Genomic DNA, 13,869 nt, shown 5'->3' with positions numbered 1-13,869 from the left:
TGATATAATCCAGGCCGCTGATTTGTCAAAAAATTACCACTTACACCACCATGCAACTCGTTCTCGCATCCACATCGCCCTTTCGGCGCGAAATCGTCGCCCGCCTCGGCCTGCCTTTCACTCACTGCGCGCCACATTGCGACGAAACGCCGCTCGCGGGCGAATCCGCGCTCGATACCGCCCGCCGGCTCGCGCGCGTCAAAGCGCAATCGCTGGCGGAACGCTATGCGGACGCCCTGATTATCGGCTCCGATCAAGTGGCCTTGCTCGACGGCCGCCAGATCGGCAAACCGGACGACATGGCCGGCGCGGTGGCCATGCTGCAATTCATGAGCGGCCGCACCACGGTGTTCCACACGGCGCTCGCCGTGTACAACAGCGCCACCGGCGCGCTGGAAGAAAGCGTGGACCTTACCCGCGTGACCTTGCGCACGCTCGACGAGACGCAGATCCGCCGCTATCTGACGCGCGAACCTGATGCGCTCTTTTGCGCCGGCGCAGCCAAGAGCGAAGGCCTGGGCGGCGCGCTGATCGAATGCATCGAGACCACCGACCCCAACGCGCTCATCGGCCTGCCGTTGTTCGCGCTCGTTGACATGCTCGCCCGGCAGGGCATGGCGGTGCTGTGATGGCCACGCTCTTCCTCATCCCCGCTCCGCTGGGCGACGCCGACACCCCGTGGCTGCCGGAGCCGGAGCGCCTTCGCGTGCGGCATCTGACCCATTTCGTCGTCGAGGCGGAAAAAACCGCGCGCAAGCACCTCAAGGCCCTCGGCGTGACCACGCCGATTCGAGAATTGTCGCTGCAGACGCTTAACGAGCACACGCCGCCGCAAGACGTGGCAGCGCTCCTCATGCCGCTGTTGGCGGGTCAGGACGTCGGACTCATCTCGGAAGCGGGTTGCCCGGCGGTGGCCGACCCCGGCGCGCAACTGGTGGCACTCGCCCATGAGAAAGGCATCGCGGTCATGCCGCTGATCGGACCGTCGTCGATTCTGCTCGCGCTGATGGCCTCCGGCGCCAACGGCCAGCGCTTTGCCTTTCATGGCTATTTGCCGGTGGATGCCGGTGAACGCGCTCAGGCGCTCAAGCGCTTGGAGGCACGCTCGCGCGAGCAAGACGAGACGCAGGTATTCATCGAGACGCCCTACCGCAACGACGCGCTGCTCACCCAACTGCGCGCGCAGCTTGCGCCTGACACGCGGCTCGCCGTGGCGTGCGATCTGACGCTGCCGACGCAAACCATCATCAGCCGCCGCGTGCGCGACTGGCCGGCGCAAGCCCCAACGCTACACAAGCGGCCGACGATCTTCGTGCTGCACGCCATGCCGGCTCGACCGAGCCGCTGATACTCAGCCTGGCGGCAGCCGCCGCCAGGCTTTTTCAGTTTTTTCCTAAAGCTTGTGGGGCATGTCCTGCGCACAATCGAGCGTCAGTCATTGCCATCTTTCCGTCACGCCCCATGCAAGACCTCACTCTGTCCGATCCGAATAGCGTCAGAAGATTCTGCCGCCGCTGGCTGCTATACCGCCTGCCGCAAGAACTGATCATCTGTGTCCTGCTCTACCTCGCCGCGGGCCGCAACGGCCTGGCGCGCGACCTGCAGATGATGACCATCCTGATGGCCACGGCCGTGCAATTGACGCTGGAAACGCTATTGCTGTCTCACATGCTGAACAAGGTGCAAGCCAGCCTCAGTCATGCGCGGGCGTCGTCGCCTCCGGCGGATCCGCCAGCACCCGGCTGAGCCGCGACCAACGTTCGCCCTGGGCGCCTCGCGCCGCCAAATCGAGCGTGGCGCGCCCCAACGCCCGGTAGAGCATGCGCTCGGCCGGCGCGCCCAAGACGTTCAGGTGCCTCTCCACCGTCGCCACGTCGCCGCGCGCGATCGGCCCGGTCAAAGCAGCGGCGGCGCCAAGCGCCAGCGCGTTGTCGAGAGACTGGCGCATCAAGCCGCCCAACAACTCGCGCGCCGCTTCGCCTTCAATGCCGGCTTGCGCCGCCACGTTCTGAGCAAAGCCGCATAGCGTCACCAGGAAATTCGACGCAATGGCCAAACTGGCGTGATAGGCCGGCTTGCCACCCGGTTTCAACGTAAAAGGCCTACCGCCGATGGCCGCGGCGAATGCAGACAACGCCGCCTCGGCCGTCGCGTCGCCCTCGAGCGCGCACAGGGTGCCGGCAAAGCCGGCCACCGCGCGCGCCGGGTCGGCAAAGGAAAAGGCGGGATGCAGACTGCCGCAGGCCACGCCGGTGTCGGCCAATGGCTGCAGCACCGCACGATCCAGCACGCCGCTGGCATGAAATGCCAACGCGCCCGGCGTCGGCGAGACGGCCGCCAGTTGCTGGGCGAGCCCTGCCAACGCGTCGTCCGGTACCGACAACAGGTTCACCTCGGCCAGCGTCGCCGCTGCCGACAACACGGCAGCCTGCCCCGCGCCGACGAAATCGACGGCTCGCAGCGCCGCCGCCTCCGTACGGCAATACACCGCAACCACCCGATAGCGGCCCGACTGCTGTGCCAGTCTGCCCCAGCTTTGCCCCAGACGCCCGCCGCCAAAAATCGCTAATGTACGCATAGTGATTCACTGATATCGACATTTGTAGCGGCCATTATAACTTTTGCCGTACGAGTCAACTGGCATTGACTGGCAGATTATGTATAACCGTAATTGAGATGCATATTTTTGCAATCCACAGGACCCTGCGTGATACGCCTGATTTTTAGCGGCAGCTTGTCCGCCGTTCCCTCCCCGGCCCAGCTTAATGCGTTTCTGGGCGATAGCCGTTCCCGCAACCGGCGGAACGGCCTGTGCGGCGCCATGGTGCTGATGGGGCGGGATTTTCTGCAGATCATCGAGGGGCCCGAAGCCGCCGTCGAACAGATGTACGACCAACTCAGCAGCCAGAGCCACCGCTATGGCCTGGTGCTGGTGGCGCGCCACCTCATCAACGCCCCCCTGTTCGGCCAATGGCATCTTGGACTGATCCAGCCACCGCCACCGGGTGAGGAATCCGGCCAAGGCATGCCGCCGACAATGGCGGAAGTTCAGAACATGACCGGCAAGACGGCCGACGAAAGCTATACACTGAAAGTGATCAACGACTTCATTCGCGGCAAATGGCACCGCAGTCAGATCGACCCCTCCCAGCCAGTGGTGTTGCGCCGCCAGCGCCCCGTCTTCTAGATGGGCCAAGGCGTACGGCACTCGCTCTAACCGCAGGAAAACATTACAGAAAATGACATTTGAAATGCATTTTGCATTTCATAAGCAGAGGTGCAAAAATAGAGTTTTCCCGCCCCCTTCGAAGAAGAGTCATGCGGTGATTCGCCTCATCTACAGCGGCTCGGTTGCCGCCGAGCCCGACCCCCAGAACCTGGCGGCCTTTTTGGCCGACTGTCGCCGCAGAAACGAGCGTGACGGCATTAGCGGCGTCATGGTGCTGATGGGACAGGAGTTCCTCCAGGTCATCGAGGGACCGGATGACGATGTCGATCGTTACTACCGCCAAGTCTTCCAGGATACGACCCGTTACAAGTTGTTGCTGCTAGCGCGGCAGGAAATCGATGCGGCGATTTTCGCCAACTGGAGCCTGGGGCTCGTCAAATGCGAGGATACGCCCAACGATCCGTTGCCGGGCGACGTCTCGATCATGGACATCGAGCAGATCGACCCGGCGGACCTCAACGCCTTGCGCACGCTGCGCGTCATTCGCGAATTCATCGACGGCAAATGGCACGTGCGCTTTCCCGGCCCCCCCAAGCTCTCCATCACCCAACGTTCGCGCGGCTTCTGAGTCAGGCGCGCCATCGATGGCGAACATATAAAATATCAACATAACAATGCATATGGTGTAGGCCATGATCTCGTACCGCCACCTCGACTACCTACTGCACCCACACCGGCTCAACGTGCATCGCGCATTGCTGAAACGGCTGGTTCCCATGTGGCTGCTGCTGTCGCTGGCGGCCAGCATCACCGCTTGGCAGTTCGAAACCGGCCGCATCGATCAATGGGTACGTAATCTATCCACCGACGCGGTGCAGCAATTCCGCCAGACCAGTGTCCCGGAACTGTGGCGCCAGTCGCCCGGCACGCTGCAATCCCGCCTCGATCAGCTGCTGCCACGCACGCCGTTCGTCGGCGTCAGCTTGTTCGACCCCGCCTTGCGGCCGCTCGGCGCCAGCTGGCGCGGCCCCGCCATCCGCCCCGCAGACTGGCCGCCGCTGCGGGCGCCCAGCCAGCGCACCGTGCGTATTGGCGAACGCATCTACGTCCAGTCGCTGGTCGCGTTGCAAAATAGCTACGGACAGACACAAGGCTATTTTCAGGCGATTTATCTCGTGCCGCCCGAAACCGCGCAAGCCATCGCCCAGCGCATCCGCGACACCTTGATCGGCGTATTGCTGGTCGTGGCGATGAGCTCGCTGGCCATCTACCCGGTCGTCGTGTCGCTCAACCGGGATACGGTTCGTCTCAGTCACAACCTGCTCGACAGCAACGTCGAACTGCTGCGCGTACTCGGCAGCGCCATCGCCAAACGCGACGCCGACACCGACAGCCACAACTATCGCGTTACGCTGTATGCGGTGGCCTTGGCTGAAGCACTGGGCCGCACGCCGCGCGACGTCATCGCCCTCATGGCCGGGGCCTTCCTCCACGACGTCGGCAAGATCGGCATCGCCGACCGCGTACTGCTCAAGCCCGGAGCGCTCGATGACGAGGAGTTCGCGCTGATGAAACAGCATGTGGATATCGGCGTGCAGATCATCGGCGAAGTGAAATGGCTCGAGTGGACGGAAGAGGTCGTCGGCGGCCATCACGAGCGATACGACGGCAGCGGCTACCCGCGCGGGCTGCGGGGCGACGCCATTCCATACAATGCGCGCTTGTTCACCATCGTCGACGTATTCGACGCGCTGACCTCGCGCCGCCCTTATAAGGAGCCATTTGCGTTGGAGCAGACCCTGGCGATGATGCAAGACGCGCGCGGACGCCAGTTCGACCCCGCCATGCTGGACGTCTTCCTGCCGATGGCCCCACGACTATACGACCACTACCACGCCGCACAGACCGATACCCTCAAGCACTTGCTGGCACAAGCGATGCGCAAATACTTCCGAGCAGGGGCCAAGCACTGACGAGTGCTATCCCCGCCGCGGAATATGCATATAGAATGTTGTTTTAGCACGCCTTGAGCATAGTGCTTATACTCACTGGTCCAAGCCGACGGAGAACAACAAACCATGCACCCGATCCGCCAAGCCTTCCTGCTTGCCGCCTTGACCGTCAGTTCGGCCTGGGCGGCCAATACCCTGACCGTTTGCACCGAGTCCAACCCCGACGGGTTCGACGTGGTGCAATACAACGCGCTCGTCACCACCAACGCCTCGGCCGACGTGCTGATGAACCGCCTCGTGGAATACGACCCGGACAGCGGCAAGGTCGTGCCCTCGCTCGCCACCAGCTGGCGGGTGAGCCCGGACGGCCGCGCCTATACCTTCTCGCTGCGTCCGGACGCGGCATTCCACAGCACCGACTACTTCAAGCCGACACGCAAGCTCAACGCCGAAGACGTGGCGTTCTCCTTCGATCGCATGCTCAATCCGGCCAACCCTTGGTACAAGATTTCAACCGGCACGTTCCCGCACGCCACGTCGCTGCAACTGCCGTCGCTGATCCAATCGGTGCGTGCGCTCGACAGCCACACGGTGCAATTCGTCCTGACCCGGCCGGAATCGACATTCCTGTCGACGCTGAGCATGGGGTTTGCCTCGATCTATTCGGCCGAATACGCCAATCAGCTGATGAGTGCCGGCAAGCCGCAGGAACTCAACAGCAAACCGATCGGCACCGGGCCGTTCGTGTTCAAAAGCTATATCAAGGACAGCACCATCCGCTACAGCGCCAATCCGGCTTACTTCGGCGGCAAGCCCAAGGTCGGTCAGTTGATTTTCGCCATCACGCCGACGCCGGCGGTGCGCCTGCAGAAGCTGAAGGCGAGCGAATGCCAGATCGCGCTGTCGCCCACGCCGCAGGACGTGTTGAGCGCGCGGGGCGACACGGGACTGAGAGTACTGTCCTCTCCGGCCTTCATGACCGCCTTCGTGGCCATGAATAGCCAGAAGAAACCGTTCGACAACGTGCTGGTGCGACGCGCGGTCAACCTGGCCTTCGACCACGCAAGCTATCTGTCCGCCGTATTCGACGGCACCGCCACCGAGGCCGTTCTACCCTTCCCGCCCAATACCTGGGGCTATGCGCGCAACATCAAACCCTGGCCGCACGACGTCGCCGCCGCCAAGAAGCTGCTTGCCCAAGCGGGCTATCCGCAAGGCTTCGACACCACCGTCTGGGTGCGGCCCGGCGGCAGCATGCTCAACCCCAACCCGCGCGCGGGCGCAGAATTGCTGCAAGCCGACCTGGCCCGTGTCGGCATACGCGCCAAGGTTCTGGTGTTGGATTGGGGCGAGCTGATCCGCCGCGGCAAAGCGGGGGAACACGACATGCTGTTCATGGGCTGGGCGGGCGACAACGGCGATCCGGACAATTTCCTCACGCCGCAGTTTGGCTGCGCCGCGGTCAAATCCGGCACCAATTTCGCCCGCTATTGCGATCCCAAGCTCGACAAGCTGATCAGCGCGGGCAAGGCCAGCGGCGATATCAAGGCGCGCACGCAAAGCTATCTGGCGGCGCAAAAGATCATCCACGACCAAGCGGTGTGGTTGCCCTTGGCGCACCCGACGCTGTACGCCATGACCGGCAAGGGCGTGAGCGGCTACCGCGTCAACCCGTTCGGCCGGCAGGATTTCTCCCGCGTCAGCGTCCAATAAGGGAGTGGGGAGTAGAATGTAGCGTGCGTTCGCGAAGCAACGCACGTTTCAACGCACGGCGATACCGGGTTCGGGGGTTAATCGGCGGTCAACACCAAGCATCCCGCCACCTCGCGCACGCGCAAGGCGGGAGTAGAAGCAAAACCTTCACGGCGGGAGTAAAAGCGCTCCCCCGCTCCCGCTGTTAAGGTGTTGCCGTTACTCCCGCAATGGAAGGCCGTGCAGGCGTAACGGCGGGCGTAAAGAAGAGGGGGCTCAGCTCAGACGCCAACCCGGTTCGGCTCCCGCGTCGACATCGAGCAAATAGAAATCGTGCTCTTCGTCCAGGCCGGCGCAGACGATCATGCCCTCCGACACGCCGAAGCGCATCTTGCGTGGTGCCAGATTGGCCACCACCACCACATGACGGCCGATCAGCTTGGCCGGATCGGCATAACTCTTGCGGATTCCGGAGAAAATATTGCGCTGTTCGAACCCCAGATCGACGGTGAATTGCAACAGCTTGGTCGAGCCTTCGACGAAACGGCAATCGAGCACCTTGCCGACGCGCAGGTCGAGCTTGGCGAAATCCTCGATGCCGATGGTCGGCGCCAACGGCGCGTAGGCGGTTTCCGGCTTGGCGGCCGGAGCCTGCTCGATCGACTGCTTGTTGGCGGCGATCAGCGCGTCGACCTGCGTCTGCTCGACGCGCGTCATCAGATGCTGATAGGGGCGAATGCCGTGGCCGAGCAGCAACTGGCCGGCGTCCGCCCAGGTGAGCTCCGCCACCTGCAGGAAATCTTCCACCCCACGCGCCAGATGCGGCAGCACCGGCTTGAGATAGATGCTCAATAGACGGAAGGCATTGATCAGCACCGTGCACACTTCATGCAAGCGCGCGTCGCTGCCCTCCTGCTTGGCCAGTTCCCAAGGCTTGTTGGCGTCGACGTAGCCGTTCACCTGGTCGGCCAATGCCATGATGTCGCGCAGCGCGCGGGCATATTCGCGCGCCTCGAGCGCCTGGGCGATCGGCTCGGCCGCGGCCTGCAGATCAACGAGCAGCGCGCGCTCGGACACGGCGTCGGCCAGGCGGCCATTGAAGCGCTTGGCGATGAAACCCGCCGCGCGCGAGGCGATGTTGACGTACTTGCCGATCAGGTCGGAATTGACGCGGGCGATGAAATCATCCAGCGACAGATCGATATCCTCGATACGGGCATTAAGCTTGGCGGCGATGTAATAGCGCATCCATTCCGGGTTGAGTCCGCAATCCAGATAGCTCTTGGCGGTGATGAACGTGCCGCGCGACTTGGACATCTTCTGGCCGTCAACGGTGAGGAAGCCGTGGGCGAACACCCCGGTCGGCGTGCGCAGACCGGCGTATTGCAGCATGGCCGGCCAGAACAGCGCGTGGAAATACAGAATGTCCTTGCCGATGAAGTGCACCAGCTCGGCCTTGGAATCCGGCTTGAAATACTCGTCGAAATCGATGCCGGCACGATCGCACAGGTTCTTGAACGACGCCATGTAGCCGATCGGCGCGTCTAGCCAGACATAGAAATACTTGCCCGGCGCATCCGGGATCTCGAAGCCGAAATACGGCGCGTCGCGCGAGATATCCCAATCTTGCAGGCCGCCCTCGATCCACTCGTTCATCTTGTTGAGCGATTCGGGCTGCAAGTGCGGCTGCGCGCGGCCATCGGCCAGGCGGGAGGAGCCGGCGGTCCACTTTTTCAGGAAATCGGCGCAATCGCCCAAACGGAAGAAGTAGTGCTCGGAGGTCTTCAGCACCGGCTTGGCGCCCGACACCACCGAGTACGGGTTCTTCAACTCGGTCGGGCCATAGGTGGCGCCGCACACTTCGCAGTTATCGCCGTACTGGTCGCGCGCGCCGCACTTCGGACACTCGCCCTTGACGAAGCGGTCCGGCAGGAACATTTCCTTTTCCGGATCGTACAACTGCTCGATGGTGCGGCTGACGATTTTGCCGTTCTCGCGCAGCGACAGATAAATCTGCTCAGCAAACGCCTTGTTCTCGGGCGAATTGGTGCTGTAGTAGTTGTCGTAGCCGATGTGGAAGCCGGTGAAATCGGCCAGATGCTCGCCGCGCACCCGCTCGATCAGCGCCTCGGGCGAGACCCCCCGCTTCTCGGCCGCCAGCATGATCGGCGTGCCGTGGGTGTCGTCGGCGCAAACATAATGACAGGTATGCCCACGCATCTTCTGGAACCGCACCCAGATATCGGTCTGGATATGCTCAACCATATGGCCGAGGTGGATGGCGCCGTTGGCGTAAGGCAGCGCGCTGGTCACCAGAATTTTGCGTTTGTCCGTCATTGTTTTCATCCTTTTCCGTCTTCAAGCGACCCAGTATATCAGCAGCGAGCGGCGCGGATCACGCGCTCTCTTGGGCCAGGCGACCGCCTGGCGCGCGATCGGCCATGGCCACGCCGACCATGCGGCGCGACAGCAAGAAGAACATCATCGTCAGCACAAACACCAGCAGCGCGTAGCCGGCATAGCCGCCGGCCACATAAGCGCGCTTGAGCCCTTCGATGCCGCACGCGTAGACCGCCATCGACAGCATGGTCATGCTGGCGGCCACCGCGCCCTTGGCCACATCGCTGGCGGTAAGCGCGAAGCGGTACAGCACGGCAAACGCCAGCCCTTCGCCCAGCGACACGAGGCTCATGCCGGCGATCAAAAAATAGAACCGATACAGCGGGAACAGGCAACCGACCACCACCACCAGCACGCCTAAGAGCGCCGGCACACGGCCAACCGCCACCGAGTGACCCAACTGCCAGCGGTCGGCGAATTTCACCAGCAACAGGTTGCCCGCGATCAGCGAGCCGATCACCGGCACCTGCCAAAGCCCATACGCCAGCACGCTCATGCCGGCATCGCGCACCAGCATCACCGGCGAGAGCGCGATCCAGCCCAACAGCGGCAGCGCCATCAGCGGAATGCACAACGCCGAGGCGACAAAGCGGCTGTTGGCAAACACGTCGCGGTAGCTGGCCGCCAGTTTCGACAGGCCCAACGGATGTTCGCCCCGGCGCACGGTTTCCGGCATCGACACGATCAAACCGATGAACGAGATCGTGGCCACGGCGGCAATCAACATGAAACTGCCGCGCCACGGCCAGATTTGCGCCAACGCCGCGCCGGCCACCGGGCCGACCAGCGGCGCGATCAAGGCCACATTGGCCATCAGCGCGGTCACCTTGACCGCGGTCTTTTCCTCGAAGGCTTCCTGAATGGCGGCGTAGCCGACCGCGGAGATGAAGCACAGCCCCATGCCTTGCAGCACGCGCAGCATCATGAAGCTGGCGATGTTATGCGACCAAAGCGTTCCGAGGCAGGTCAGAATGAAAAACGCCACGCCCCACAGCATGACCGGACGGCGGCCGATATGGTCGGACAGCGGCCCCATCAGCCAAGGCAGGATGGCGCCGCCCAACAGGAAACCGGTCATCGAGGTCGGCACCCAGGAGGCATCGACGCCGAATTCACGCACCACGTCCAGCATGCCGGGCTGGATCATGTCGTTGGCGATATAAACGGAGAATTCGAACAACACCAGCGCGAGGGGGAACAACAAGGTGGCGGGCGTCAGTACCGCGTGCTTCTGCATGAAAAACCTTTCGCTAAAGAACAAAGAGGCCGGGCGCGATTGCCCCGGCCTCCCATGCCCGCCAAACAGACGGCATGACATGCAAATTCAATGGGTTAAATTGTATCACATAAAACTATCTCGCGGCACCCCGTCGCCGAATGCCTGAACGGAGAGAAGGACCATTCACGCGCATAAACGTTCCTGTCAGATCATTTCGCGCTAAAATAGTCTGATTCGTCGCTAAAGTTTGAGTAGAATACTCAGGTATTCCGGTTCGCCCGGCCCAACCCTCCCGACAGACACTTATGACCAGCCAACTCGACGCCCTGCTTGCCGCCCAGATCGACCCCATCACCCAAAAGCCGTTCCGCTGCAAAAACCTGCAGATCGACGACGCGCGCATCAGCCTGGACGTGACGCTGCCCTATCCGGCCAAGAGCCGGCTCGACACGGTGCGGGCACAGCTGGCCGAGGCGCTCGCGCCCGCGGCTGCTGGACGGGCGCTCGACATCCGCGTCGCGAGCCAGATCATCAGCCATGCGGCCCAGCGCGGCGTGCCGTTGATTGCCGGGGTCAAAAACATCATTGCCGTGGCTTCGGGCAAGGGCGGCGTCGGCAAGTCGACCACGGCGGTCAACCTGGCCCTGGCGCTGGCCGGCGAAGGCGCGCGTGTCGGCCTGCTCGACGCAGATATCTACGGCCCGTCGCAGCCGCTGATGATGGGGGTGGCCGGACAGCGGCCGGAGTCGCCGGACGGCAAGCACATCACACCGATCGTCAGCCACGGCGTGCAAGTCATGTCGATCGGCTTTTTGGTCGACACCGACCAAGCGATGGTGTGGCGTGGGCCGATGGTGTCGCAAGCACTGCAGCAGCTGCTCAACGACACGCAATGGGACAACCTCGACTATCTGGTGATCGACCTGCCGCCGGGCACCGGCGACATTCAGCTGACGCTGGCGCAGAAAGTGCCGGTCACCGGCGCGGTCATCGTCACCACGCCGCAGGACATCGCGCTACTGGACGCCCGCAAGGGTCTGAAGATGTTCGAAAAGGTCGGCGTGCCGATCCTGGGGCTGGTTGAAAACATGGCGATCCACATCTGTTCGAACTGCGGCCATGCCGAGCCTATCTTCGGCGCCGGCGGCGGCGAGCGCATGGCCGCCGAGTATGGTGTCGAACTACTCGGTTCGTTGCCGCTCGACATCGGCATTCGCACCGCCACCGACGAGGGGCGTCCCACCGTGGTCAGCGCGCCTGACAGCGCCGTGGCCGCCAGTTATCGCGAACTGGCGCAGCGCGTCGCCGTCAAGGTCGGCGAGCAGGCGCAGGATTTCAGCAGCAAATTCCCGAAAATCGTCATTCAACGCAACTAAAAAATCATGATAGCCATGTTCGATTCGGGCCTGGGCGGACTCTCCGTCTGGCGTGCCGTGACCCGCGAGCTGCCCGAGTGGCCGGTCACCTACTTGGCTGACCAAGCCTATGTGCCCTACGGCTCGAAGAGCCGCGAACAACTGATAGAGCGCAGCCTGCGCATCGGCCACTTCTTGCATGAGCAAGGCGCGTCGCTGCTGGTGGTCGCCTGTAACACCGCCACCAGCGCCGCGGTCGACACGATGCGCAAGGAATTGCCGATTCCGATCGTGGCCATCGAGCCGGCGGTCAAACCGGCCGCTAGAGCGAGCCGCACCGGGCGCATCGCGGTGCTAGCCACCGAGTTTATGCTGCAAAGCGCCCGCTTCCACTCGCTGCTGCAGCGGCACGCCGGTACGGTCGAAGTGCTGCCGCGCCCGGGGCGCGGCTGGGTTGAACTGGTCGAAGCCGGCCGTATCGACGGCGACGAGGCCAGAGAAAAAGTTGCCGCCGTGGTGGAACCTTTACTTGCAGAGAATGTCGACCACATCGTGCTCGGCTGTACCCACTATCCGTTCTTGGCGCCACTGATTCGCGACATCGTCGGACCTGATGTCGTGCTCGACGATCCCGCCGAAGGTAGCGCGCGGCGCGCCGCCGATCTGTTGGCCGGCAAGGCGCCGCAAAAACCGAACGGCTATCGCTTTTACACCACGGCCGACACGGCCCCTATGTCCGACGTATTACCGGTTCTGATCGGACACCCCTACCCGGTGCAACACGCCGGCATCTAAGAGCGCCTGTTCCCGAACCGGCGCTAACAGACTAAACCGGAAGGCTCCCACACCGCCCGCTCAGCCAGGCGGCGTGGGCGTATGTGTCTTTTTGCCAAGGAAGCCTTTCATGCAGAAAAACCCGACCCTCGGTCATTACCTGTTGTTGTTGGCCATCGCTCTGATCTGGGGCGCGCAATTCATCTTCAATCAGATCGTCATTCGCGAGCTGCCGCCACTGACCTTGGCCGCCGGCCGCGCCGGCATCGGCGCGCTCACGCTGGCGCTGATCGGCTTATTCATGCCCGACGAACGGCGCCAGGCGGCCGCCGCGGGGCGCCGGCTGCTACCGACCTACCTGTTGCTGGCTTTCTTCGAAGCACTGCTGCCGCTCTTGCTGCTCGGCTGGGGCCAAACCCAGGTCGAGAGCAGCGAAGCCTCGATCTTGATGGGCACCATTCCGATCTTCACTATCGTGCTGGCGCCGCTGTTCGTCACCGGCCCGCATTGGCGATTGCCGGCCATCCTCAGCGTGGCCACCGGCTTTGCCGGCATCGTGGTGCTGGTGCTGCCCGGCGTGAGCGGCCATGGCGCCGGCAGCCTGCTTGGCGCCCTGTCGGTGCTCGGCGCTGCCGCCAGCGTGTCGATCAGCCTGCTGCTATTCAACCGCCTGGGTAGTTTGTCGCCGGTCATTACCGTGCGCAATGTACTAGCCTTGGCCGCGCTGCCGCTGATCGTGCTGGCGGCGGCGATCGACCGTCCCTGGACGCTGCACGTCAGCGCCGATACGCTCTGGTCGCTCCTGGTACTGGGCGTGTTTTGCGCCGGTATCGTCTACCTGATGTTCGCCCGTCTGATCCAATTGGCCGGCTCCGTGTTCACCTCGCTGACCAACTACCTGGTGCCGCCGGTCGGGGTATTCATCGGCGCCGTCATCGCCAGCGAGCAGATCGGCGTCAATGCCTGGCTCGCGCTGGTGCTGATTGCGGCCGCGCTGGCGGTCAATCAGCCGGCGCTGTTTAGCCGCCGCCGGTGACATCCGTCAGATGTTCGGCGCAATGCCGCGCGTTGCGCGTCGATTGCGCCCTACACAACGGAGTTCTAGCGAATTTACCTATTCTTTTAAATAAGAAGCAGCGGAAACCTTGCCTTAACGGCAAGGTAGAAAATGCCCGCTTAATGACGTTTAAATAAATTTTCTGCCGAAAAGTATGCTGCAGTGGCGAAAAAACGGCAGGTCATGCAAAAAAGTATGGCAACCATACCCAAAACAAAGACAGCCGCCAGTAGGGTGTCTATAATCGCCCC

At 62.9% G+C, this 13,869-nt stretch carries 13 protein-coding genes; 10 read left to right on the top strand and 3 right to left on the bottom strand.

Annotated elements, in window-relative coordinates:
• The first annotated feature begins 50 nt into the window (after positions 1-50).
• The 3 genes from JOZ06_RS12070 (at position 51) to JOZ06_RS12060 (ending at position 1,746) form a co-directional block, all read left to right on the top strand.
• The gene (locus JOZ06_RS12070) at positions 51-629 is read left to right on the top strand and encodes a nucleoside triphosphate pyrophosphatase (RefSeq protein WP_293232725.1); all 579 of its coding nucleotides are present in this window, start codon (positions 51-53) and stop codon (positions 627-629) included.
• Positions 629-1,348: an SAM-dependent methyltransferase gene (locus JOZ06_RS12065; RefSeq protein WP_293232723.1), complete on the top strand. Its 720-nt coding sequence runs from the start codon at positions 629-631 to the stop codon at positions 1,346-1,348. The genes JOZ06_RS12070 and JOZ06_RS12065 overlap by 1 nt, the downstream gene beginning before the upstream one ends.
• Before the next feature lie 113 nt (positions 1,349-1,461).
• Positions 1,462-1,746 (top strand): hypothetical protein, encoded by a 285-nt coding sequence (locus JOZ06_RS12060; protein ID WP_293232721.1) that lies wholly within the window; start codon positions 1,462-1,464, stop codon positions 1,744-1,746.
• On the opposite strand, the gene JOZ06_RS12055 is transcribed toward JOZ06_RS12060, so the two are convergent.
• A complete protein-coding gene (locus tag JOZ06_RS12055; RefSeq protein ID WP_293232719.1) occupies positions 1,694-2,578 on the bottom strand; it encodes a Rossmann-like and DUF2520 domain-containing protein in 885 nt (294 codons plus the stop codon). The genes JOZ06_RS12060 and JOZ06_RS12055 overlap by 53 nt on opposite strands.
• A 129-nt stretch (positions 2,579-2,707) precedes the next feature.
• On the opposite strand from JOZ06_RS12055, the gene JOZ06_RS12050 reads away from it, so the two are divergent.
• From JOZ06_RS12050 to JOZ06_RS12035, 4 genes are all read left to right on the top strand, one after another.
• On the top strand, positions 2,708-3,187 hold the full coding sequence (locus JOZ06_RS12050) for a BLUF domain-containing protein (RefSeq protein WP_293232717.1): 480 nt from the start codon (positions 2,708-2,710) through the stop codon (positions 3,185-3,187).
• Positions 3,188-3,323: 136 nt separating this feature from the next.
• Positions 3,324-3,797 (top strand): BLUF domain-containing protein, encoded by a 474-nt coding sequence (locus JOZ06_RS12045; RefSeq protein ID WP_293232715.1) that lies wholly within the window; start codon positions 3,324-3,326, stop codon positions 3,795-3,797.
• Positions 3,798-3,861: 64 nt separating this feature from the next.
• Positions 3,862-5,142, top strand: coding sequence for an HD-GYP domain-containing protein (locus JOZ06_RS12040; RefSeq protein ID WP_293232713.1), 1,281 nt, complete (start codon positions 3,862-3,864; stop codon positions 5,140-5,142).
• 105 nt (positions 5,143-5,247) lie between these two features.
• Complete coding sequence (locus tag JOZ06_RS12035) at positions 5,248-6,834, top strand: ABC transporter substrate-binding protein (RefSeq protein WP_293232711.1); 1,587 nt, start codon at positions 5,248-5,250, stop codon at positions 6,832-6,834.
• Between the two features lie 255 nt (positions 6,835-7,089).
• Here the strand turns inward: JOZ06_RS12035 and metG are convergent, their stop codons facing one another.
• Together metG and JOZ06_RS12025 are read right to left on the bottom strand one after the other, a co-directional pair.
• On the bottom strand, positions 7,090-9,150 hold the full coding sequence (gene metG / locus JOZ06_RS12030; RefSeq protein ID WP_293232709.1) for a methionine--tRNA ligase: 2,061 nt from the start codon (positions 9,148-9,150) through the stop codon (positions 7,090-7,092).
• Between the two features lie 58 nt (positions 9,151-9,208).
• The gene (locus JOZ06_RS12025) at positions 9,209-10,450 is read right to left on the bottom strand and encodes an MFS transporter (RefSeq protein ID WP_293232707.1); all 1,242 of its coding nucleotides are present in this window, start codon (positions 10,448-10,450) and stop codon (positions 9,209-9,211) included.
• Between the two features lie 287 nt (positions 10,451-10,737).
• Here JOZ06_RS12025 and apbC point away from each other — a divergent pair, with 287 nt between their 5' ends.
• The 3 genes from apbC (at position 10,738) to JOZ06_RS12010 (ending at position 13,597) form a co-directional block, all read left to right on the top strand.
• Positions 10,738-11,808 (top strand): iron-sulfur cluster carrier protein ApbC, encoded by a 1,071-nt coding sequence (gene apbC / locus JOZ06_RS12020; RefSeq protein WP_293232705.1) that lies wholly within the window; start codon positions 10,738-10,740, stop codon positions 11,806-11,808.
• Positions 11,809-11,823: 15 nt separating this feature from the next.
• The gene (murI, locus tag JOZ06_RS12015; protein WP_293232703.1) at positions 11,824-12,582 is read left to right on the top strand and encodes a glutamate racemase; all 759 of its coding nucleotides are present in this window, start codon (positions 11,824-11,826) and stop codon (positions 12,580-12,582) included.
• Between the two features lie 109 nt (positions 12,583-12,691).
• Positions 12,692-13,597 carry a DMT family transporter gene (locus JOZ06_RS12010; protein ID WP_293232701.1) on the top strand — a complete coding sequence of 302 codons (906 nt, stop codon included), beginning with the start codon at positions 12,692-12,694 and terminating at the stop codon, positions 13,595-13,597.
• Positions 13,598-13,869: the final 272 nt, after the last annotated feature.

The organism is Paludibacterium sp. (genome assembly GCF_019232825.1).
Taxonomy (GTDB): Bacteria; Pseudomonadota; Gammaproteobacteria; order Burkholderiales; family Chromobacteriaceae; genus Paludibacterium.
Note: the sequence above shows the minus strand (reverse complement) of the source record. Positions and strands in the feature narration are given on the sequence as shown.